The sequence below is a fragment of the Stenotrophomonas sp. GD03819 genome (assembly GCF_029841665.1).
Lineage (GTDB): Bacteria > Pseudomonadota > Gammaproteobacteria > Xanthomonadales > Xanthomonadaceae > Stenotrophomonas > Stenotrophomonas geniculata.
Genome location: NZ_JAOCEW010000003.1, coordinates 92,904 through 114,331, shown reverse-complemented (window position 1 = coordinate 114,331; position 21,428 = coordinate 92,904). Strand labels below are relative to the sequence as shown.

The 21,428-nt window shown below is 67.1% G+C and carries 15 protein-coding genes, 1 other RNA gene and 1 pseudogene; 10 read left to right on the top strand and 7 right to left on the bottom strand.

Annotated features, from left to right (window positions below):
- Nucleotides 1-449 precede the first annotated feature (449 nt).
- Nucleotides 450-2,840: an autotransporter outer membrane beta-barrel domain-containing protein gene (locus tag N5D45_RS02870; RefSeq protein WP_279938437.1), complete on the bottom strand. Its 2,391-nt coding sequence runs from the start codon at nt 2,838-2,840 to the stop codon at nt 450-452.
- Nucleotides 2,841-3,187: 347 nt separating this feature from the next.
- On the opposite strand from N5D45_RS02870, the pseudogene N5D45_RS02865 reads away from it, so the two are divergent.
- Nucleotides 3,188-6,414, top strand: a pseudogene (locus N5D45_RS02865) (autotransporter outer membrane beta-barrel domain-containing protein).
- A 163-nt stretch (nt 6,415-6,577) separates the two neighbouring features.
- On the opposite strand, the gene N5D45_RS02860 reads toward N5D45_RS02865, so the two are convergent.
- The 4 genes from N5D45_RS02860 to N5D45_RS02845 form a co-directional block, all read right to left on the bottom strand.
- Nucleotides 6,578-7,963 carry an FAD-linked oxidase C-terminal domain-containing protein gene (locus tag N5D45_RS02860; protein WP_279938436.1) on the bottom strand — a complete coding sequence of 462 codons (1,386 nt, stop codon included), beginning with the start codon at nt 7,961-7,963 and terminating at the stop codon, nt 6,578-6,580.
- Nucleotides 7,960-8,604 (bottom strand): metal-dependent hydrolase, encoded by a 645-nt coding sequence (locus N5D45_RS02855; protein ID WP_010481952.1) that lies wholly within the window; start codon nt 8,602-8,604, stop codon nt 7,960-7,962. The genes N5D45_RS02860 and N5D45_RS02855 overlap by 4 nt, the downstream gene beginning before the upstream one ends.
- A 110-nt stretch (nt 8,605-8,714) precedes the next feature.
- The gene (locus tag N5D45_RS02850; RefSeq protein WP_181299171.1) at nt 8,715-9,083 is read right to left on the bottom strand and encodes a YraN family protein; all 369 of its coding nucleotides are present in this window, start codon (nt 9,081-9,083) and stop codon (nt 8,715-8,717) included.
- On the bottom strand, nt 9,073-10,794 hold the full coding sequence (locus N5D45_RS02845; protein ID WP_164192211.1) for a penicillin-binding protein activator: 1,722 nt from the start codon (nt 10,792-10,794) through the stop codon (nt 9,073-9,075). The genes N5D45_RS02850 and N5D45_RS02845 overlap by 11 nt, the downstream gene beginning before the upstream one ends.
- 81 nt (nt 10,795-10,875) lie before the next feature.
- Between N5D45_RS02845 and rsmI the strand changes: the two genes are divergently transcribed.
- Together rsmI and rnpB are read left to right on the top strand one after the other, a co-directional pair.
- On the top strand, nt 10,876-11,694 hold the full coding sequence (rsmI, locus tag N5D45_RS02840; protein ID WP_005412235.1) for a 16S rRNA (cytidine(1402)-2'-O)-methyltransferase: 819 nt from the start codon (nt 10,876-10,878) through the stop codon (nt 11,692-11,694).
- A 134-nt stretch (nt 11,695-11,828) separates the two neighbouring features.
- Nucleotides 11,829-12,180: RNase P RNA component class A (gene rnpB / locus N5D45_RS02835), an RNA gene on the top strand.
- Between the two features lie 89 nt (nt 12,181-12,269).
- Here the strand turns inward: rnpB and N5D45_RS02830 are convergent.
- Nucleotides 12,270-12,749 (bottom strand): DM13 domain-containing protein, encoded by a 480-nt coding sequence (locus N5D45_RS02830; RefSeq protein ID WP_279938435.1) that lies wholly within the window; start codon nt 12,747-12,749, stop codon nt 12,270-12,272.
- A gap of 101 nt (nt 12,750-12,850) precedes the next feature.
- Nucleotides 12,851-13,603: an NRDE family protein gene (locus N5D45_RS02825; protein WP_043397934.1), complete on the bottom strand. Its 753-nt coding sequence runs from the start codon at nt 13,601-13,603 to the stop codon at nt 12,851-12,853.
- Nucleotides 13,604-13,926: 323 nt separating this feature from the next.
- Here N5D45_RS02825 and mraZ point away from each other — a divergent pair, with 323 nt between their 5' ends.
- From mraZ to mraY, 7 genes are read left to right on the top strand one after another with little or no spacing between them, the layout of a single operon-like run.
- Nucleotides 13,927-14,373, top strand: a complete 447-nt coding sequence (mraZ, locus tag N5D45_RS02820) for a division/cell wall cluster transcriptional repressor MraZ (RefSeq protein ID WP_004143635.1) — start codon at nt 13,927-13,929, stop codon at nt 14,371-14,373.
- A gap of 14 nt (nt 14,374-14,387) precedes the next feature.
- Nucleotides 14,388-15,356 carry a 16S rRNA (cytosine(1402)-N(4))-methyltransferase RsmH gene (gene rsmH, locus N5D45_RS02815; protein ID WP_010481940.1) on the top strand — a complete coding sequence of 323 codons (969 nt, stop codon included), beginning with the start codon at nt 14,388-14,390 and terminating at the stop codon, nt 15,354-15,356.
- The gene (ftsL, locus tag N5D45_RS02810; RefSeq protein WP_005412242.1) at nt 15,353-15,616 is read left to right on the top strand and encodes a cell division protein FtsL; all 264 of its coding nucleotides are present in this window, start codon (nt 15,353-15,355) and stop codon (nt 15,614-15,616) included. Before rsmH ends, ftsL begins: the two co-directional genes overlap by 4 nt.
- Nucleotides 15,613-17,457 carry a penicillin-binding protein 2 gene (locus tag N5D45_RS02805; RefSeq protein ID WP_043397940.1) on the top strand — a complete coding sequence of 615 codons (1,845 nt, stop codon included), beginning with the start codon at nt 15,613-15,615 and terminating at the stop codon, nt 17,455-17,457. The genes ftsL and N5D45_RS02805 overlap by 4 nt, the downstream gene beginning before the upstream one ends.
- A complete protein-coding gene (locus N5D45_RS02800; protein ID WP_029379787.1) occupies nt 17,454-18,962 on the top strand; it encodes a UDP-N-acetylmuramoyl-L-alanyl-D-glutamate--2,6-diaminopimelate ligase in 1,509 nt (502 codons plus the stop codon). The genes N5D45_RS02805 and N5D45_RS02800 overlap by 4 nt, the downstream gene beginning before the upstream one ends.
- On the top strand, nt 18,959-20,353 hold the full coding sequence (gene murF / locus N5D45_RS02795; protein WP_164192213.1) for a UDP-N-acetylmuramoyl-tripeptide--D-alanyl-D-alanine ligase: 1,395 nt from the start codon (nt 18,959-18,961) through the stop codon (nt 20,351-20,353). Before N5D45_RS02800 ends, murF begins: the two co-directional genes overlap by 4 nt.
- Nucleotides 20,343-21,428, top strand: a complete 1,086-nt coding sequence (gene mraY, locus N5D45_RS02790) for a phospho-N-acetylmuramoyl-pentapeptide-transferase (protein WP_010481929.1) — start codon at nt 20,343-20,345, stop codon at nt 21,426-21,428. The genes murF and mraY overlap by 11 nt, the downstream gene beginning before the upstream one ends.

Here is a 21,428-nt window from a genome sequence, read left to right as displayed (position 1 = left end):
CGCCAGCGGGCACGAGGCCCCCACGCACCGCCCGCCATGTAAACGCGGACGGAATGCCTGTCGACGTCGCCCGAGGGACGAGCGACGCCGACAGGCAAGCGTAACCAAACACATCAACCTAACGGGATTGCAAGCCCGTGCCACCCGTTGTCGGTGGCGGACACATGATGCGCACGAAGGTGCCGCTGTACCAATCAGAAAAGTTTCAAATTCAAAGTTGTTGCAATCTGCATGCGCGCGTTGCGTGGTCATGCAGAGTGAGGCGATTGCGTCAGAGTTCGCACGGCTTCACTGTAGAGCCGAGCCTATGCTCGGCTCGGCTCACCGCGCGAAGCGCGGCGTTCTTCGTGATCTGATCGGAGATCAGCCGAGCGTGGGCTCGGCTCTACAGAAAGCGCATCGTGCACAGTGGAACGGCGCCGGATTGTTTTGGCGCCGTTCTCTTTCCATTACCAGCTGTACGCCACCGACAGGTTGGCAGTCGCTTCGCGGTACCCGCTGTCACCGCGTATCACCCCGAACCCGCCCCACGCACTGAAACCGGAACGGAATTCCACCCGTGCACCTGCACTCAATTCATAACGGTTGCGCGGAATGCCGGCCTTCAGCACTTCGTCATCGAAGGCAATGCCATTGCCAGCGCCATCGCGGTACCAGTTGGCCGCCAGGTACGGGCTGACCGAGGCCCCCGCGGCCGAGCGCGATTCACCCTGCAGGCGCAGGCCGGCACGGCCGGACAAACCGCTGTTGCCCTGCGCACGTACCACGGTGCCGTTGATTTCGGTATGCACGTCGGTCTTCGCGTCGGTGTAGACCAGTTGCAGCTCCGGCTGCAGGCTCAGCGCGGTGCCGCCGATCTGGCCGATGTCGAAGCGGTAACCGGCTTCCACCGACGACTGCCAGATGTCCGAGTCGTAGCGCTCCTCGGCCAGGCCCTCGCCCTGCACACGGTTGCGGAATTGGCCGCGCTGCACGCTGGCATCCACGTACATGGCGTCGTTGGCCCAGTTGCCGTACACGCCCAGCGCGCCACCTTCCACCTTGCCGCGTGCGCTGAAACCGGTCACGTCCGAGCGCGAGGTAGCGCTGCTGCGTGCGGCGGTGCCCATCACACCGACGCGGCCACGGCCGTCATCGAACACGCCGATGTCCGCACCCAGCTGCAGGCGCGAGCGGTCCACGCGCAGGTCGAGCTGGTCATCCACCGCACCCAGCTTGCTTTGCGTAGCGTCAACACGCGCCCAGCCACGGATGCCATCCGCCGGAGCGGCGCCGCCCTGGCGGTCGCGGTAGGTATGGCGCACCATCTGGTCCAGCGCGAACTGGTTGGCCAGATACGCGCCGGTCTCCGGGCGCAGGATCGGCGTCGGCGGGTCGATCGGATCGACCGGGTCCACCGGCGTGCACTCCGGCAGGGTCGGGTCGGCCAGACACGGGTCCGGCGCACCGCCCAGTTCCGAGCGCAGGTACCAGTTCCCATTGGCATCCTTCACCAGGAAGTACTCGTACTGACCGCCCACAGCGCGGCCGACCAGATCGAACTGAGCGTTGGACGCGCCGCCGATATCGATCAGCTCGATGCCGCGATCGGTCTTCGCACCGGCACCGCCGGCATTGAGCACGCGCACGTTGGCCTGGCCGTTGGCATCGCCGGCGATCACCAGCGTGTCGGTCAGCGATGCGTCGTCACCCAGTTGGGTGTTGAACAACAGGGTGCCGCCGTTGCCGGTGAACTCGTCCAGGCTGAGGGTGTTGAAGCTGCTTCCATTGCCCAGCGCGACGGTACCGCTCGCGCCCAGCGTGAGATGGCCGACGTTGCTGTCACCGGTCATCAGCCAGGTGGCATCGCTGTCGATGCTGGCAGTGGTGACGTTGATGAAGTGGCCGTCGATCTGCGCCTTGTTGCGCAGGAAGACGTCCAGGCTGCCATCAACCGTTGCGGCATCGAAGCTGACATTGCCGATCAGGCGCGTGTCATCCACGTTGAAGCGCACATGGCTGGCCCCCGGCGTGCTGCTACCGGTAAGCGAGTCCACCTGCAGCAGGTTGCCATTCCCCCCGATCAACCGTGCACCGTTTGCCACGGTGATCTCGAAGTCGGCAGCCTCGTCGGCGCCCACGCGGATCGCCGCGCCGCGCCCGGAGCGAATAGTGGAACCGTCAATACCCAGACGTAGCGTGTCGGGCGTATGGATCGAACCGTACATCAACACCCCCACGTTGTCGGCGTCGATTTCCGAGCCATTGACGATGTCTACCCGGCCATTTTCCATGCGCACGCCCAGACCACTGGACATATCGCTACCGCTTGTCGTGTCCTCCACGCGCACATGGGTGGAATCCAGAATGGACCAGGCGCCAGGCAAGGGAATGCCGCCGGGGGTGCTGCCCAGCGTCAGGCCGATGCTGAGTGGATTGCTCGGCAACAGGCCGTCGGCAGCGGTGACAAGAATGCGGCTGCCGATCAGGTGCGCCGACGAGGAGCCCTGGACCAAGATGCCGCCGCCACGCAACGTGCTGCGTTCCGACTGCAGGCTCGCCGTGCCATCCAGCTCGACAGCACGCTGGTAGGAGCCGCTGCGGTTGATGGTGGCATCTGACATGTACACGAGTGAATCAACCGCACGGATGCTGTTGGTCTGCCCACCGACCACTGTCAACACCGCGTTGTTGCGCAGTGTCCACTCTTCAATCGGGTCGCCGTTGTTGACCAACCCAACGGTACCGTCCAGATCACCGGCCCAGGCGCCGGCCAGCGGCAGCATGCAGAGTGCGAGGACGATTCCACGCGCCAGCGGGCGTTGATGAGGATGAGCAGTGCGGGTGCGATGACGGTTCATGGTCCTGTCCTTTCTGGGAAAGAGTCGACACAGGGAGTCGTTCAGGTGCTCGTTCACGGATGTGGCCTTTTCGACCTGTTCGCGTGAAGCGCGCGTGATGAGCCTAACCAGGCAACCTGTGTCTTGATCGGCACGAATTCTGGCCGCGGGCACGGCGCCGGCCCATGCAATTAGTTGCAAAGCGCTGGCCGTCTGGACGATCGGGTCGGCCGATGTTCAGCACAGTGAATCCGGTCCGTACTTGGGCGCGACAGGACGACGCAGCGGCTGCGGTATGCAACCAATTCGATAGGCGCCATTGCGGCCGCTTCCTACGGTAGGGGCCCTTCCATTGGAGCGTCCCCCGCATGCGTCGTGTACTTCCCCGCTCCCATCTGCTTGCCGTGGGGTTGTCCGCCGCCCTGGCGTCGTCGGCCGCCATGGCACAGCAGGTCATCGCCGATGGCGACGAACAGAACCCGGCTGCGGGCGATTACCACACCACTGACCCGGTGGAGCCGGGCAATCCGGGTGGGCATGCGTTCCTTGCCATCAACGGTGGCAGCCTCATTCCAACTGGACCGGTCAATTTGATTACCGAAGGGCTGCGTGCTGCCGCTGCACGCGCCGAGGGTGCGGGAAGTCGTATCGAACTGCAGGCGGGTAGCGTCTTGACCTCCGGCTATGGTGCTGCCGGCCTTTCCGCCGCCAATGGTGGCCAGGTTCACGCCAGCGGAACGCATATCGAAACGCGCGGCACGGCAGCGTCGGGGGCGGAAGCGCTGTCCGGTGCGCTGTCACTGGACAACGTGCGGATCACTACCCGTGGCGGGTTGGCCCATGGCGTCAGCGTGCAGCAGGGGCAGGCAGTAGTGCGCGACAGCGCGATCGAGATTCTTGGCGACCAGTCCAATGGGTTGGACGTGCGTGATGGAACACTGCTGGCCGAACGTCTGCAGATCGCTGTGGCGGGGGCAGGTCATGGGGTGTGGGCGCAGGGTGGCAGCGATGTCACCCTGCGCTCGGCGCGGATAGATGGCAGCGGCGCCGGTGCATCGGGCGTGCTGGTGGGGCTGGGCAGCAAGGTGGTGTTGGAAGATGTCGACATCGATCTGACCCACGAGCGCTCCGGAATGGGATTGTTCGTCGGCGGTGAGCTTGAGATGCGTGGAGGCAGCGTGCATGCACGTGGCGACAACGCCACCGCGGTCAGCTTCGCCACCGGTGGCGGCGGCGTGCTGCGCCTGGATGTGGTGGAGCTGTCCGGTCACTTCGGCATCCATATGACCGAAGGCGCGGACCTCACCCTGCACGGCAGCCGGCTCGACAGCGTATCGATCGGCATCGACATGAACCAGCGCGATGTGGTTGCGCGTGTGACCGATTCGTTCATCACTACTCGCAATGGCGTTGGCATTCGAGTGACGAATGGCGATCTGGTAGTCGACGGATCGACCATTACGGCCAATGGCACCTATTGGCAGGCGATATCGGTGCTGGGAGGTACCGCGCAGGTTACCGGCAGCCGATTGCGGACCCTTGGCCAGAATGGTCATGGGTTGTATGCCGAAGGCGGTGTATCTGCTGCACCACTAGCGAACGGCAACATGATCGATATTCTTACCGAAGGCGACGGCGCCATTGGTGCGATCGCCCGCCTTGGCGGCACCGTACACCTTGCCGACAGCGTGGTGCGCACCACCGGCATCAATTCATACGGTGTGTTGTCGGGGGCAGGGGCGAAATGACGCTGGCCAACACCCATGTGCGCACTGAAGGCGAAGGTGCCTGGGCGGCGGTGATCAACGACAACGGCCAGATGAGCATCGACGGCGGCTCGCTGGTGAGTGCGCAGCACGGTGGCATCTGGTTGCGCAGCAGCCGTGATCCAGTGCTGACGTTGAGTAACGGTGTGGTGGTGTCCGGTGGCAACGGCATCGGCCTGGCACTGGATGCTGCCGTGGCCGGACGCTTCGACGTGGCGCTGGACGGTGGCTCGCAACTGCACGGCGATATCGTCATCACGCCCGACGACGAAGACGCCGGGCTGGTGCCGCAGTCCGAGGTGCATGTGCGTCTGGCGGATGGTGCGCTGTGGCAGGGGGCTTCCGATCTGGTGCAGACGCTTGCGCTTGAAAGCGGCAGCCAATGGACGTTGACCGGCGATGCGACCGTGGGCGAGTTGCAGGCGCGCGACAGCGTGGTGGCGTTGTCCGATGGCAGCGGCCGCTTCAATACGCTCACGGTGGAGGGTGACCTGCACAGCGAGGGCGCCACCTTCCTGTTCCAGGGCGCGCTGGCTGGCGATGATTCGGCCATCGACCGCCTGCACGTGCGCGGTGATACTTCTGGTGATGCCCTGATTGCGGTGAGGAACATCGGCGGTGTGGGGGCGCCCACTGTGGATGGCATCCAGCTGATCGAAGTGGACGGCACATCGCTAGCCAGCTATACGCTGACCGGGCGTGCGGTGGGCGGTTCGTACGAGTACTTCCTGTTCCAGGGCGGTCTGGCCGATCCCACCGATGGCCATTGGTACCTGCGCTCGCAGTGGTTTGATGTCTGCGAGGACGACCCGGCAGCGCCGGGCTGCGTGGTGAACCCAGGCCCGGGTCCGGATCCGGGTGAGGGCGGTGAAGGCGGGGGCGGCGGCGGAATCGTCGATCCGATCCGGCCGCCGCCGGTGCTGCGCCCGGAAGCCGGTGCCTATCTGGCGAACCAGTCCGCCGCAGTGAACATGTTCGCGCACCGGATGCATGATCGCACCGGCACCCTAACGGGTGAGCGCACTGCCTGGGCACGCGTAGGTCGTGGCAATGCGGACTTCACTGCGGTGGGTGGCCAGCTGCCGGTGGATGGCAATACGTCGGTGCTGCAGATCGGCAGTGACCTGCTGCGACATGGCAATGCCACGTTCGGTGTGATGCTGGGCAATGGCCGTGCTGACAATCGTGTCGCCTCGGATCTGACCGGCTACACCGCCACCGGCCGCGTGCGTGGTACCGCCGTGGGTGTGTACGGCACCTGGATGCAGGATGCGGAAGGCACCGGCGGTGCCTATGTGGATGCGACCATGCAGTTCGGCCGCTTCGACAACCGTGTGCAGGGTATCGGTCTGGAGCCGGAGCACTATGATGCGCGTGTGGCCACTGCGTCACTGGAAGTGGGCCATACCTTCAATGTGTGGCAGGGGGCTGGCAGTGCACTTTACGTGCAGCCGCAGCTGCAGCTGACGTATGCAGGCTATCGCGCGGATCGCCACGTGGAGAGCAATGGCACGGTTGTCGACCATGCGGATGCAGGTGGCCTGAGCGGGCGCCTGGGCGTGCGCCTGTTCGGTCATGGCACTGCGGGTGGCAACACCGTGCAGCCGTACCTGGGCATGAACTGGCTGCGCGGCAGCGGTACCAGCAGGTTGCAGTTCAACGATGACACGCTGGGCGCGGATGTGCCGCGCAATCGTTATGAAGTGCAGGCCGGTGCCGAGTTGAAGCTGGGCCAGCGCTGGGGCGCATGGGGCGGGCTGAGCGTACAGCGCGGTGAGCACGGCTACCGCAACGTGGGTGGTCAGGTGGGCGTGCGCATGGCCTGGTAAGCGGCAATGCCGGGGTCGGCACGCGGACCCCTGTAGAGCCGAGCCCACGCTCGGCTCACCGCGCGAAGCGCGGGTGCATCGTGATCTGAACGAAGAGCAGCCGAGCGTGGGCTCGGCTCTACAGGTGCACGCCTTGGTAGCGCCGGTTCATGCCCGGCCAGCATCACACCGGCGGCAGCACCTTGCCCGGGTTGAGAATGCCATCCGGGTCCAGCGCGGTCTTGATCGCGCGCATCGTCGCCAGCGTGGCCGGGCTGAACGCCTGTGCCATGAAATCGCGCTTGGCCAGTCCAATGCCGTGTTCTCCCGACAACGTGCCGCCCAGCGACAGCGTCAGTTCGAAGATCTTCGGCAGCGCGGCATGCGCGCGTGTGTTCTCGTCGGCGTCATCCGGGTGGTAGAGAATGTTGACGTGCAGGTTGCCGTTGCCGGCATGACCGAAGGTGACGATGGTCAACGAATAGTCGCGGGCCAACGCCTGCACGCCGGCCACCAGGTCGGGGATGCGCGACACCGGCACCACCACGTCTTCATTGATCTTGCCGGGCGCGACGGTACGCAGTGCGGGCGACAAGGCCTTGCGTGCGGCCCATAGCTGGTCGCGCGCGCGGCCTTCCATCGCCACGTCCAGTTCGATCATGCCGTCGCCTTCGGCGGCGCTGGCCAGTGCCTGCAGCAGGTAGGGCAGGGTATCGTGGTCACCATCGGCTTCGACCAGCAGCATCGCGCCCGCCTCGGGCACCTCGGCACCATTGAGGCGCAGCAGCTCCAGGCTGCGGGCGTCCATGAATTCCAGGCGCGTGGGCACCACCGGCTGCGACATCAGGCGTGACACCGCAGCGGCCGCCGCATCGGCGTCGCGGTACAGCACGCGCAGGCCGGCCTGGCTGACCGGCAGTGGGGTGAGCTTGAGGGTGGCTTCCACGATCAGCGCCAGCGTGCCTTCGCTGCCCACCAGCAGGTGGGTGAGGTCGTAGCCTGTGGAGTCCTTGGTGTAGGCGCCACCGCAGCGGATCACCTCGCCGGTGCCGGTGACCGCGACCAGGCCCAGCACGTTGTCGCGGCTGGTGCCGTACTTCACCGCGCGCGGGCCACCGGCGTTGCAGGCCAGGTTGCCACCCACGCTGCAGATCTCCGCGCTGGATGGGTCCGGCGCCCAGAACAGGCCGTGCGGCGCCAGCGCCTGCTGCAGCGTTCCATTGAGCACGCCGGGCTGCACCACGGCGCAGCGATCACCGGCACGGATCTCCACGATGCGGTCCATGCGGGTGAACGACAGCACGATGCTGCCGGGCAATGGCACCGAAGCACCAGTGGTGCCGGTGCCCGCGCCGCGCGCAACCAGCGCCACGTGATGTGCACGGCAGGCGCGCACCAGTGCCTGCACCTGTTCGACGCTGGCGGGCAGCGCGACGGCAGCGGGGCGCTGGTGGCGCCACGAGTTGTCCTGCGCGTTCGCCTCCAGCGCGCTGTCATCCATGCGCCAGCCCTCCGCTCCCAGCAGGGCAGACAGTTCGGCAATCAATGCGGCGGGCAGGGCAGTACTCATGACAGATCTCGTGGGGCAGCAGGAGCGGGTTGGATCAGTTTCCAGGCAACAACGGCGCCGGCCAGCGGCAGCCAGACCCAGCGCAGTTCAGAGAGCAGGGTGGCGATGCCGCGCGCGCTGAAGAACTGCGGCGCAAACGGTGAAACGCGGATCGGCCGCCACGGGGCAAAGAAGCGCTGTTCGCTCCACGGCCAGGCGAGGGCAACGCCGAGGCCACCGGAGGTCATTGCGTCGAGCAGGGGATGGCTGGCGGCGCAGATGAAGACGAACACCGCCGCCTGTACGGTGGACGCCAACGTTGGCCCTCGCTGGGTAGGTGCCAACCTTGGTTGGCGCGAAACCGCCGACCAAGGTCGGCGACTACCGGAGCTGTGTGGTGCCGACCAAGGTCGGCCGCTACCAAAGAACGCCCACACCGCGGCCAACGCGGCCAGCACGCAGGCAAACAACAACGAATGGCTGGCACCGCGATGGCCGAACGCATCGGCATAGGGAATGTGCAGGGCAAAGGCCAGCACGTCGGCATCGGGCAGCATCGCGGCGACCACACCGGCAGCCAGCAGCCATGCCGGAATGCGGCCACGATCCGCGGCGCACCACAGCGCCAAAGGCACAGCGGCATGGGTGATGATCGACGGCATCAGTCACGCACCATGGTCGTGCCGGCCAGGCTGCGCGCTGGTAGGTGCCAACCTTGGTTGGCACAGAAGCGCCGACCAAGGTCGGCCTCTACCAGAGCGGACGGTACACATCAGCAATCATCCAGCCGGAACGCATCGCGCAGCCAGTTCAACTGCGGCGGTTCACCCGTGGCTTCCACCACATCGAAACGGCAGGGCGCATCGGCAAGCGCGGGATGGTCCTGCAGGTACAACAACGCGGCATGCGCCAGGCGTCGACACTTGCGCACATCCACTGAGGCCGCACCGCCACCGAAATCGGATCGCGCGCGGTAACGCACTTCCACGAACACCACGGTGCCGGCGTCGTCCATCACCAGGTCCAGTTCACCGCCGCGATAACGCACGTTGCGCGCACGCGGCTGCAGTCCGGCCTGTTGCAGATGCCGCTCGGCGGCGGCTTCCACCGCCGAGCCCCGTTGGCTGCGCTCAGCGACCACCGACGATCGGCATCGGCCGGCCGCCATTGAAGGTGGACCAGGCCGGCTGGCGCAGGATGTTGCCGTTGCTGTCCAGGAACAGGGTGCCGGTGGCGCCGTCCAGGCCGCCTTCGTTGGACAGCTTGTCCAGGTAGGCGGTGATCTTCCAGGCATCGGCGCCGAAGGCGAACAGGCGGCCGGCGGCACCGCGTGCGCTGGGCAGGGTGCTGGCGACCTGGCTGGCCGAGGGCAGGCCGGACACGCTGCGCACGTTCCAGGCTTCGTTCGGGTAGACGATGCCGTCCAGCGCCACGTCTTCTTCCACCTTGCCGCTGCCGACGGTCAGCTGCGAGGTGCCCACGCGGGTGGCGCCACCGGCACCGGCCAGCGCCAGCTGCGGCGCCAGCAGGCGGGCCTGCGGCGCGCGCACGGCGAGGAACACGGCATCGACCTGGCCGGCATTGCGCACCTGCGCGCCGACATCGCCAACCGCGTCGCTGACGCCGACGGTGGCCACCACCTGGCCACCACGCTGGGCGAAGCGCTGGGCGAAGGCGGCGGCGGCACGGCGGCCGGTATCGTCGGCGCTGTTGATCACCAACGCCTTGCCGCGCTCGCGGCCACGCAGGTATTCGGCAGCGACGATGCCGTCGTCTTCCGGTGCCAGCGAGAAGCCGGCGCTGCCGGCCGGCGGCGCGTCCTTGCCACGGTTCAGGGCCAGCACCGGCACCTGCAGCTGCTGGCGGCCATAGACCGCATCCACTTCGTCGCGGCCCAGCGGGCCGACCACGAAGTCGGCGCCGGAGGCGACGGCCTTGTCATAGGCGGCCAGCGCACCGGCCGGGGTACCGGCGGTGTCGATGAAGTTGATGTCCGGGCGGCGGCGGGTCTCGCCGTAGTACGCGGCCAGCAGGCCATCACGCACCGGCTGCGCGGCGGTGGCCAGGCGGCCGCTGAGCGGCAGCAGCACGGCCAGCTTGGCCGGCGGACGGTAGCCGTCGCTCATGGCCGGCGGGCGCTTGCTGGTATCGAACTGGGCGGCGCCATCGCGGTCGAACGGGCGCGGCAGCGGCAGGCCACGCGCGATCAGTGCGCGGCCGGCGAAGTTGTACAGCGGGTCGTTGGCCGGCAGCGCGGCGGCACGGCTGCGCAGGGTGGCATCGTCAAGCGTACCGAGCAGACCGGCGATGGCGGCCTGGTTCTCATTGCGTGCGCTGCCGGTCAGGCTGGCGTGGGCGCGGGCGCGCTCGGTGGCGGCACCGAAGGCATCGCCGGTGCCCTGCAGCGCGTTGGCGCGGGCTACGTGCCAGCGCGTGCGCAGCGCGGGGAAGACGTTGTCGCCCTGTTCCTTCAGCAGGGCCAAGGCCTGCGCCGGCTGCCTGTCGGCCAGTGCCAGCTCAGCGCCGGTCAGCTGGTAGCGCTGCAGGCTGGTGCCGGACAGCTGGCGGGCGGTGAGCTGGCCAAGCAGGCTGCGCGCGCGGGCACTGTCGCCGGCCAGGTGCCAGGCCCAGGCGGCATCGGCCAGGGCGTTGCTGCGGGCGCCACCTTTCAGGGTTGCGGCCAGCGCTTCCAGCTGCAGGGCGGCGTCGCGCGGTTTGCCTTGTTCGATCAGCGCCAGCGCCTGGCTCTGGGCCGGCGATTCGGGCGCGCTGGTCAGGCTGGTGGTGGCACAGCCGGCCAGCAGCATCAGCGACAGCGACAGGGCGGAGATCCGTGCGGCGGGCTTGTTCATGATCGGGTCCATGCGATGAGGGCAGCGGCCTTGGCCGGGTACACGCTACGATTCTACCCTTGCCCCGTGAGTACCGCTGAAATGAGTGTCCCAACCCTGTACGTCGTCGCCACCCCGATCGGCAACCTGGCCGATCTGAGCCCGCGCGCGCAGGAGGTGCTGCGTTCGGTGGCGGCCATCTGTGCCGAGGACACCCGCCGCAGCGGCCAGTTGCTGTCCCATTTCGGCATCCAGCAGCCGCTGGTGGCCCTGCATGAACACAATGAAGAGGCCCTGGCGCAGCGCTTGGTGTCGCGCCTGCAGGCCGGTGAGTCGCTGGCGCTGGTCAGCGATGCCGGCACCCCGCTGGTCAGTGACCCCGGTTTCCGCCTGGTGCGTGCCGCGCGCGCGGCCGGCATCAAGGTCAGCCCGATCCCGGGGGCCTGTGCCGCCATCGCCGCGCTGAGCGTGGCCGGCCTGCCCAGCGACCGCTTCAGCTTCGAAGGTTTCCTGCCGGCCAAGGCCAGCGGCCGCCGCGACCGGCTGCAGGCGCTGGCGGGTGAAGTGCGCACGATGGTGTTCTACGAATCCTCGCACCGCATCGCCGAGTCGCTGGCCGACATGGCCGCGATCTTCGGCGGCGAGCGCCCGGCGGTGCTGGCGCGCGAGCTGACCAAGCTGTTCGAGACCGTGCTCGATGGCGATCTGGCGGGGCTGCTGGCCAAAGTGGAAGCCGACGAGAACCAGCGCAAGGGCGAGTTCGTGGTGATGGTGCAGGGTGCCGGCGACGATGAGGAAGCGCAGTTGGCGCATGGCCGCCGTGTCTACGCCAAGCTGAGCGAGCATCTGCCGCCGTCGACCGCAGCGAAACTGGCTGCCGAGCTGACCGGCGCGCCGCGCAAGGCGTTGTACGGGAGTTGATGGATCGTGCGGACCAAGGTCCGCACCCATCAGAGCGGAGATGGCAATAGATCCACGCCATGCGTGGATGGATGAACCGGATGCCGCGATCAGCACGGCAGGAAGGACGTGCGTAGGCTAGAATGTGCGCTGGCGGAGTCGGCCAGACAGTCGCGTCATCCCTTCGGGGGTGCCGAGGAAAGTCCGGGCTCCATAGGGCAAGGTGCCAGGTAACGCCTGGGCGGCGCAAGCCGACGGAAAGTGCAACAGAAAGATACCGCCTACGTCTTCTTCGGAAGGCCGGTAAGGGTGAAATGGTGCGGTAAGAGCGCACCGCGAGTCTGGTAACAGACCGGCACGGCAAACCCCACCTGGAGCAAGACCAAATAGGGATCCTTTGGCGCGGCCCGCGTTGGATCCGGGTAGGTTGCTTGAGCGTTGCGGTGACGTAACGCCTAGAGGAATGACTGTCCACGACAGAACCCGGCTTATCGGCCGGCTCCGCCTCTTTCTTACGGTAGGCCGAGCATGGCTCGGCTCTACAGTAGAGCCGAGCCATGCTCGGCTGCTCTCCGCCCAGATGCTTGGGATGTTGTTCAACCCGGCGTGCGGTACTGCCCGGCGGAAATGAACTGCTCGAACCGTTCGCACCACACCACTACGGTGGTGTAATCGTCCACGTTGACGCTTTCAGGCACGTCCACCAGGATACGGTTGAAGGTCTTCACCTCGCCGATGCGCTGGGCCTGTGCCTTGATCTTCAGGAAATCGGCCTTGTTGTCGACGAAGTCGCGCACGAGGTAGACCTTGTAGTCCGGCCCCGGGCCCATCTTGCCGTCGAACGCGACCTGGCGCGGGCTGACGCTGACCTTGCCGTCGGCCCAGTGCACGGCGTCGCTGCCCTTGAGGTCGCGACGGAAGGTGGTGTGGTAACGGGCGTCGCCCATCGCCGCCTGTACCTGCGCGACCGGCGGGTCGTCGGGAGCGATCAGGATCGGCAGCAGGTAGATGCCAAGGCCGAAGCCCAGGCCGAGGGCGAGCAGGTGGGTGACGACAAGTACGAGAACACGGCGCATCGATGACTCCCTGTGGATCGGTGAGGCGCGCGGCAGAACCGCGCCGGGTCATCGTGTGGCGTGCGTGCAGACATTTATAGACACAGAAAACAGGTACAGGGTCAGAAATCGACCTGGCTCTGGCCGAGGGCGACACCCTGCGGGCCGAAGCGACGCTCGTGGATCTGCCCGTGCCCTTCGGCATCGATCAGCAGGACCGTGCTGGCGCGGGTGCCATAGTCGTCGCCGCGGATGAAGGCCGGGCTCAGCCAGCGCTCGCGTTCCAATCCGATGCCGGTGTCGGGCAGGTCGCTGTCGGCGGGGCGATGTTCGTCCGCCAGGGCGGCCCAGAGCGGGGTCAGGTCCTCATCGCCGGCCTCGAACCAGGCTTCAAGCGCAGCCATCAGCCGCCGGGTCTTCGGCCAGGGCGCGTCCAGCGCGCCGTTGGACATGCCATGCACGCCCGGGCCCAGGCGCTGGCGCTCGGCAGGGTGGTTGCCCAGGAACTCCAGGCTGTGGCCGTCGGCCAGCAGCAGGTTGAATGGGGCGTAGGCGCCGGCCACCGTTGCCAGTCGGTCGATATGCACGGCGGCGGGGTCGCGGCCGCGCAGGAAGTCGGCCACCAGCGCACCCCGTGAAGGACCGGTCTGGGCGGCCAGCGGGTCGCGGACATTGGTGACCACGGCCATGCGTCCACCGGCACCGACGCCGGCCCAGCCGCCGCCGGAGCGCAGGTCGCGCCCCCCGATGACGGAGGTCTCATCTTGCCAGGGGGCCAGCGCCGCCGTCGGGCGGGCGTGGAACTCATCACGGTTGCCGGTCATCACCAGCCGCCAGCGCGGGTGGTGCATCCAGCCAAGAGCGAGCAGGCACATGGCCTCATTGTGCACGGTTTGCGCAGTCTGGCGCCGCTTCCTGCCCGTCCCGGATGAATGCGCGAGCGATGTTTCACGCTCTGTCCACACCCCTGAACTTCCGTTCAATCTCAAAAATTGAGACGGATCAGCAACTTGTGGATAAGCCTTGAACAATTCTCTAAAGGTTGTTGCAAGCCATTGATGCGGCTGGCGATTTCCCCGCTGAAAAGTTGTTGACAACCCTTCGGCCGCTGCTAAGGTGGGCATCAGAGGGAAATCTGGGTGTTTTGTGGGTTTTCGTGGTTCAATGTTTCACCGGGCGAAGGATAGGTGCACGCGTCGTGTTCCAGGGCGAGACGGCCATCACAGTTGACGATAAAGGGCGCATGGCGGTTCCCACCGCTTACCGCGACCTCGTCGCGCGCGCCAGCAACAACCGTCTCGTGCTGACCTACAACCCGTTCGAAGCCGGCTGCCTGTGGCTGTATGCAGAGTCGGAATGGGAGCGGGTCCGCGACGACGTCATGTCCAAGCCCAACACCCAGCGCGTCGTGCGCCTGTTGCAGCAGAAGCTGGTCGGCTCGGCCGCCCATCTGGAGCTCGACGGCAACGGTCGCATCAGCATCCCCGCCAGCCACCGCGGTGCGGTGGGCATTGAGAAGAAGGCGGTATTGCTCGGTATGGGCGACAAGTTCGAATTGTGGAGCGAGCAGGCGCATCGGGCCCTGATCCAGCAGACGTTGTCTGACGAGGATCTGGGTGATGGGTTGCTCGACCTGAAGTTGTGAGCCGGGGTGCCCGGATGCGCCCAGAAGCGCAGGCCGGTCACCTTCCGGTGTCGCAGTCGCCGGCGGTGCACCTGCCGGTCCTGTACACCCAGGTCATCGAAGGCCTGAGGGTGATCGAAAACGGACGTTATCTGGATGGCACGTTCGGTCGTGGCGGTCATGCACGTGGCGTGCTCACCCAGCTTGGTCCCGAGGGGCGCCTGCTGGTCATGGACAAGGATCCGGAAGCCATTGCCGTTGCCGAGCGCGATTTCGCGCCGGACCCGCGCGTGTCCATCTTCCGTGGCAGCTTCGCCCAGCTGCTGCAGTGGGATGCGACGGCCGAAGGCCTGGACGGCGTGCTGTTCGACCTGGGCGTGTCGTCGCCGCAGCTGGACGTGGCCGAACGTGGCTTCAGCTTCGGCAAGGACGGCCCGCTGGACATGCGCATGGATCCGGACAGCGGCGAAAGCGCCGCGCAGTGGATCAACCGCGTCGAAGACCGCGAGATTGCCGACGTGCTGTGGACCTACGGCGAAGAGCGGCAGAGCCGCCGCATCGCCCGTGCCATCGTGGCCCGCCGCGAGAAGCAGCCGTTCACCCGCACCGCCGAACTGGCCGAGCTGATCGCCTCGGTGATGCCGCGGGGCAAGGACAAGATCCACCCGGCCACGCGCAGCTTCCAGGCCATCCGCATCCACATCAACCGCGAGCTGGCCGATCTGGAAGCCGGGCTCGATGCGGCGGTGGAACGGCTCAAGCCCGGTGGCCGCCTGGCGGTGATCAGCTTCCATTCGCTGGAAGACCGCATCGTCAAGCAGTACATGAACCGCCTGGCCAAGGCGCCGCCGGCCAACCGCCGCCTGCCCGAGGCGGTCGCGTTCGTGCCGACGCTGGACCTGATCGGCGGTGCCATCAAGGCCACCGACGAAGAGCTGGCCGCCAACCCGCGCGCCCGCAGCGCCGTGCTGCGCGTGGCCCAGAAGCGGGAGGCCGATGCATGAGCCGGCTGCTGCTGATCATCCTGCTGGCTTCCACCGTGGCCTCGGCGATCGGCGTCGTGTTCGTGCGTCACCGTCACCGGCAGACGTTCATCGAGTTGTCGCGCGCCGAGCGCAAGCGCGATGACATCAATCTGGAATTCGGCCGCCTGCAGCTGGAGCAGGCGACCTTGGCCGAAGCCAACCGTGTCGATCGCATCGCCCGCGAGAAGCTCGGCATGAAGTTCCCCGAGGCCGCCGACATCGTGGTGGTGCGGCCATGAGCAAGACCGGCCGCAACCGCCCGCGCAACGCCTTCAACCTGCGCCAGCGCCTGCGCTGGGTCGCGCTGGCGCTCGGCCTGTGCTCGGTGTCGCTGGTCGGTCGTGCCGCCTACGTGCAGATCGTCAACAGCGATTTCTACCAGCGCCAGGGCGAGGCCCGCTACCTGCGCGAACTGCCGATCAAGACCTCGCGCGGCATGATCACCGACCGCAATGGCGAGCCGCTGGCGGTATCCACGCCGGTCGCCTCGATCTGGGTCAACCCGCAGGACCTGCTGCGCTCGCCCGAGCGCATTCCGGAGCTGGCCCAGGCGGTCGGCATGTCGGTGGATGAGCTGAGCAGCCGCCTGTCGCAGAAGTCGGACAAGGAATTCATGTACCTGCGTCGCCGGATCAATCCGGACGAGGCAGAAAAGGTGGTAGCGCTGAAGATTCCGGGCGTGGCCGCGCAGCGCGAGTTCCGCCGCTTCTACCCGCAGGGCGAAGCGATGGCGCACGTGCTGGGCTTCACCAACATTGACGACCGCGGCCAGGAAGGCCTGGAGCTGGCCTTCGACGAATGGCTGCGCGGCAAGGCCGGTGCGAAGCGGGTCATCCGCAACCGCAAGGGCGAGACCGTCGAAAGCGATCTGCTGCGCGCCGCCGAACCGGGCAAGGACCTGACCCTCAGCATCGATCGCCGCATCCAGTACCTGGCGTTCAAGGAACTGCGCAACGCGCTGGTGGCCAACAAGGCGGCCGGCGGTTCGATGGTGATCATGGACGTGACCACCGGCGAGATCCTGGCCATGGTCAACCTGCCGACCTACAACCCGAATTCGCTGACCGGCGCGCTGCCCGATGCGCGCCGCAACCGTGCGGTGACCGACCTGGTCGAGCCGGGTTCGACGATGAAGCCGCTGACCATCGCCACCGCGCTGCAGGCCGGCGCGGTGACCAAGGACACCATCATCGATACCAACCCGGGTTACATGACCCTGGGTCGCTTCACCATCCGCGACGTGCCGCGCAACAACGGCGTGCTGAACGTGACCGGCGTGATCACCCGCAGTTCGAACGTGGGCGCGGCCAAGGTTGCGGCGAAGATGCCGGACCAGGTGTTCTACGACGGCGTGCGCCGCTTCGGCTATGGCTCGGTGCCGCATAGCGGTTTCCCCGGTGAATCCGGTGGCGTGGTGCTGCGCCCGGCGCGCTGGTCGGGCACCACCAAGACCACGATGTCCTACGGCTACGGCCTGAACGTCACCCCGCTGCAGATCGCTACGGCTTATTCGGCACTGGCGAACGGCGGTCGTCTGATCGCGCCGACCTTCGTCAAGGGCCAGCGCAATGAAGGTCAGCAGATCATCGACGAGAATGTCGCCAAGCAGGTGGTGGCGATGATGGAAACGGTGGTCACCCAGGGCGGCGCCAAGCAGGCGGCGGTGCTGGGTTACCGCGTGGCCGGCAAGACCGGTACCGCGCGAAAGGCCGGTCCGGGCGGCTACGAGCGCGGCCACTACAACGCGCTGTTCGCCGGCGTGGTGCCGGCCACCAACCCGCGCTTCGCCACCGTCATCGTCATCAACGACCCGCAGGCCGGCAAGTTCTACGGTGGCCTGGTGTCGGCGCCGGTCTACCACAACGTGATGGAAGGCACTCTGCGCCTGATGGACGTGCCGCTGGACGACCTGCAGTCGTGGCTGGCCGCACAGCAGTCCGGCAAGGTCGGCCACTCGGCCTCGATCCTGCCTGCGCCGCCCGCAGAGGCTGCGCTGCCGGTGGATGCCGCCGCTGAATTCGACGCTGCGCTGCCCAGCGCGCAAGCCCAGACGCCGCCCGCTACGGGAGGCACGCAATGAGTCCTTCGATGTTGCTTTCGCAGTTGCTTCCGGACGTGGCCCTGGCGGGCCATGATCCCGTTCTGACCGGCCTGGTGCTGGACAGCCGCGCCGTGCGCCCCGGCAATGCCTTCGTCGCCATCGCCGGTTTCGGCGCGCATGGCCTGGGCTTTGTCGAGCAGGCCCGCGCGGCGGGCGCTGGCGCCATCCTGTTCGAGCCGCCGGCCCCTGCCGAGTTGCCGGCCCCGGCCGATGCGATCGCGGTGCCGGGCCTGCGTGCGCGCATGGGGGCGATGGCCGACCAGTTCCATGGCGCACCGTCGCGGGCGATGGCGATGGTGGGCGTGACCGGCACCAACGGCAAGACCTCCACCGTGCAGCTGCTGGCCCAGGCCTGGCACCTGCTCGGCACGCCCAGTGGCAGTATCGGCACGCTGGGCGCCGGACTTTATGGTGCGGTTGAACCGACCGGTTTCACTACGCCGCTGGTGCTGCAGATGCATGCGCTGCTGGCGCAGCTGCGCGACGCCGGTGCGCGCGCGGTGGCGATGGAAGTCAGCTCGCACGCGCTGGACCAGGGCCGCGTCGATGCCGTGCATTACGACGTGGCGGTGTTCACCAACCTCACCCGCGATCATCTGGATTACCACGGCGACATGGCCAGCTACGGCGCGGCCAAGGCGCGGCTGTTCCATCGTCCGGGCCTGAAGGCTGCGGTGATCAATCTTGACGACGCCTTCGGCCGCCAGCTGTTTGCCGGCCTGCCGGCGGGCGTGCAGCCGATCGGACTGAGCTCGCGTGGTGCCAGCGATGCCAGCGTGCGCGCTGAAGCGCTGCAGCTGGATGGCCGAGGCATTGCGTTCGAACTGGTCATCGACGGCCAACGTGCCGCGGTGCAGTCGCCGCTGCTGGGCCGCTTCAACGTAGACAACCTGCTGGCCGTGGCCGGTACCCTGCATGCACAGGGCCAGCCGCTGCCGCGCATCGCTGAAGTGCTGTCGGCGCTGCAGCCGATCCGCGGCCGCATGAACCGCCTCGGCGGCGAAGACGGCCTGCCGACCGTGGTGGTCGATTACGCACATACCCCGGACGCGCTGGAACAGGCATTGGACAGCCTGCACGGCCACCTGCACGGCGCGCTGTTCTGCGTTTTTGGCTGCGGTGGCGAGCGCGATACCGGCAAGCGTCCTCAGATGGCCGCGATCGCCGAGCGCCTGGCCAACCAGGTCATCGTCACCGACGACAACCCGCGTGGCGAGGATGGCGACGTGATCGTGGCCGACATCCTGGCGGGCTTCCAGAATGCCGATGCCGTGACCGTGCAGCGCAGCCGCGCGCGTGCGATCGGCCTGGCGGTGAAGCGCGCCGGTGCCGGCGACATCATCCTGATTGCCGGCAAGGGCCACGAGCCATACCAGGAAGTAAATGGCGTACGCCATGACTTCGACGACACCGAAGTGGCCGCCGCTGCGTTGGCTGCCAAGGCCGGTGTTCTGAGCTCGCAGGCCGGGGAGGGCATCGCATGAAGCGCACCCTGCTTTCGCTGATCGCACACTGGGCCGGCGGCGAGATCCACGGCGACGACGTGGCCATCGATGCGGTCAGCCATGACACCCGCAGCCTCGGTCCGGGCAGCCTGTATGTGGCGCTGCGCGGCGAGCGTTTCGACGGCCATGATTTCGCCGCCGACGCGCAGGCGCGCGGTGGCAGTGCGCTGCTGGTCGAGCGCCTGCTGCCGATCGAACTGCCGCAGGTGCTGGTGGCCGACAGCGAACTGGCGCTGGCGAAGATCGCCACCGGCATGCAGCGTGACCGCGGCACCGAGGTGTTCGCGATCACCGGCAGCAACGGCAAGACCAGCGTGAAGAGCCTGCTGCTGTCGATCCTGCAGCAGGTGGCACAGCACGCGCACAAGGTGGTCTACGCCAACCCGGGCAACCGCAACAACGAGATCGGCCTGCCGCTGGCGGTGATCGATGCGCCGGAAGATGCCGACTACGCCGTCTACGAGATGGGCGCTGGCAAGCCGGGTGACATCGCCTACCTGACCGATATCGCGCGCCCGCGCTATGCGCTGGTCAACAACATCGCCCCGGCCCATCTGGAACGCATGGGCAGCCTGCTCGGCGTGGCAGTGACCAAGGGCGCGATCTATGCCGCATTGCCGGCCGATGGTGTGGCGGTGATCAACGCCGACGATGCCTACGGCCGCTGGTTCGAACAGCATTTCGTCGGCACTCCGCCGCGCTGCCGCGTGCTGCGCTATGGCCTGGAACATACCGCCGACGTGACCGCGCGCGACATCCGCGCCGGTGCGCAGGGCAGCCAGTTCACCCTGGTTTCGCCGGCCGGCGAAGCGCGCGTGGTGCTCGGCCTGCCGGGTCGCCACAACGTCAGCAATGCACTGGCCGCGGCCAGCCTGGCGCTGGCCGCCGGTGTCGATCTCGCGCTGATTGCCGCCGGTCTGGCCGAGGCACAGCCGGTGCCGGGTCGGCAGATCGCCCATCAGCTGCGCAACGGCGCGGTGCTGGTGGATGACAGCTACAACGCCAATCCCGGCTCGCTGGCTGCGGCCATCGATGCCCTGGCCGCAGCCCCGGAAGAGGGCTGGCTGGTGCTGGGCGACATGCGCGAGCTGGGGCCGGACGCTGAAGCGCTGCACGCGCAGGCGGGGCTCCGCGCGCGCGCTGGTGGGCTCAAGCGCCTGTATGCGCTGGGCCCGCTCAGCGCCGCTGCCGCCACCGCCTTCGGCGAAGGCGGCCGTCATTTCGCCACCCATGACGCGCTGTCGCAGGCGCTGAAGGACGAGTTGCACGCCGGCGTGCGCTGCCTGGTCAAGGGTTCCCGTGGCAGCGCCATGGACACGATTGTCAAAGCGCTGCTGGCGCAAGGAGAGGAATCCCCGCATGTTGTATGAACTGGCTCGATGGTTGCAGCAGTTGGAGAGCCTGTTCGGGCTGTTCAACTACCAGACGTTCCGCGCCATCCTTGCCGCGCTGACGGCCCTGTTCCTGTCGCTGTGGCTCGGCCCGGCGATGATCCGCAAGCTTGCCCAGTTCAAGGGCGGCCAGCCGATCCGCAAGGACGGTCCGCAGACCCATTTCTCCAAGGCCGGCACACCGACCATGGGCGGTTCGCTGATCCTGCTCACCATCACACTGTCGGTGCTGATGTGGGCTGACCTGCGCAACCGCTACGTGTGGCTGGTGCTGGCGGTGATGCTGTGCTTCGGCGCCATCGGCTGGTATGACGACTGGATCAAGATCGTCCGCCGCGACCCGAACGGCCTGAAGTCGCGCTGGAAGTACCTGCTGCAGTCGATCTTCGGCCTGGCCGCGGGCCTGTTCCTGTTCTACACGGCCGACGTGCCGGCGGCGCTGACCTTCTACATCCCGATGTTCAAGTCGATCGCGCTGCCGCTGGCCGGCATCGGCTTCGTGGCCATCGCCTACTTCTGGATCGTCGGTTTCTCCAACGCGGTGAACCTGACCGACGGCCTGGACGGCCTGGCGATCATGCCGACCGTGCTGGTGGCCTGCGCGCTGGGTGTGTTCGCCTACGCCTCGGGCAACGTGGTGTTCGCCAACTACCTGCAGATCCCGCAGATCCCGGGCGCCGGCGAACTGGTCATCATCTGCGCGGCCATCGCCGGTGCGGGCCTCGGCTTCCTGTGGTTCAACACCTATCCGGCCATGGTGTTCATGGGCGACATCGGTGCACTGGCGCTGGGTGCGGTGCTGGGCACGATCGCGGTGATCACCCGCCAGGAACTGGTGCTGGTGATCATGGGCGGCGTGTTCGTCATCGAAACGCTGTCGGTGATGATCCAGGTCGCCTCGTTCAAGCTGACCGGCAAGCGCGTGTTCCGCATGGCGCCGATCCATCACCACTTCGAACTGAAGGGCTGGCCGGAGCCGCGCGTGATCGTGCGCTTCTGGATCATCTCCGTCGTGCTCGTGCTGATCGGCCTGGCCACGTTGAAGGTGCGCTGA

Coding starts and splice junctions, on each gene's coding strand:
- N5D45_RS02860 (WP_279938436.1), bottom strand. CDS start 7,963: ATGAGTACTGCCCTGCCCGCCGCATTGATTGCCGAACTGTCTGCCCTG.
- N5D45_RS02870 (WP_279938437.1), bottom strand. CDS start 2,840: ATGAACCGTCATCGCACCCGCACTGCTCATCCTCATCAACGCCCGCTG.
- rsmH (WP_010481940.1), top strand. CDS start 14,388: ATGCGCCCAGAAGCGCAGGCCGGTCACCTTCCGGTGTCGCAGTCGCCG.
- N5D45_RS02800 (WP_029379787.1), top strand. CDS start 17,454: ATGAGTCCTTCGATGTTGCTTTCGCAGTTGCTTCCGGACGTGGCCCTG.
- N5D45_RS02845 (WP_164192211.1), bottom strand. CDS start 10,794: ATGAACAAGCCCGCCGCACGGATCTCCGCCCTGTCGCTGTCGCTGATG.
- N5D45_RS02855 (WP_010481952.1), bottom strand. CDS start 8,604: ATGCCGTCGATCATCACCCATGCCGCTGTGCCTTTGGCGCTGTGGTGC.
- N5D45_RS02830 (WP_279938435.1), bottom strand. CDS start 12,749: ATGCGCCGTGTTCTCGTACTTGTCGTCACCCACCTGCTCGCCCTCGGC.
- N5D45_RS02805 (WP_043397940.1), top strand. CDS start 15,613: ATGAGCAAGACCGGCCGCAACCGCCCGCGCAACGCCTTCAACCTGCGC.
- ftsL (WP_005412242.1), top strand. CDS start 15,353: ATGAGCCGGCTGCTGCTGATCATCCTGCTGGCTTCCACCGTGGCCTCG.
- rsmI (WP_005412235.1), top strand. CDS start 10,876: ATGAGTGTCCCAACCCTGTACGTCGTCGCCACCCCGATCGGCAACCTG.
- mraY (WP_010481929.1), top strand. CDS start 20,343: ATGTTGTATGAACTGGCTCGATGGTTGCAGCAGTTGGAGAGCCTGTTC.
- murF (WP_164192213.1), top strand. CDS start 18,959: ATGAAGCGCACCCTGCTTTCGCTGATCGCACACTGGGCCGGCGGCGAG.
- N5D45_RS02825 (WP_043397934.1), bottom strand. CDS start 13,603: ATGTGCCTGCTCGCTCTTGGCTGGATGCACCACCCGCGCTGGCGGCTG.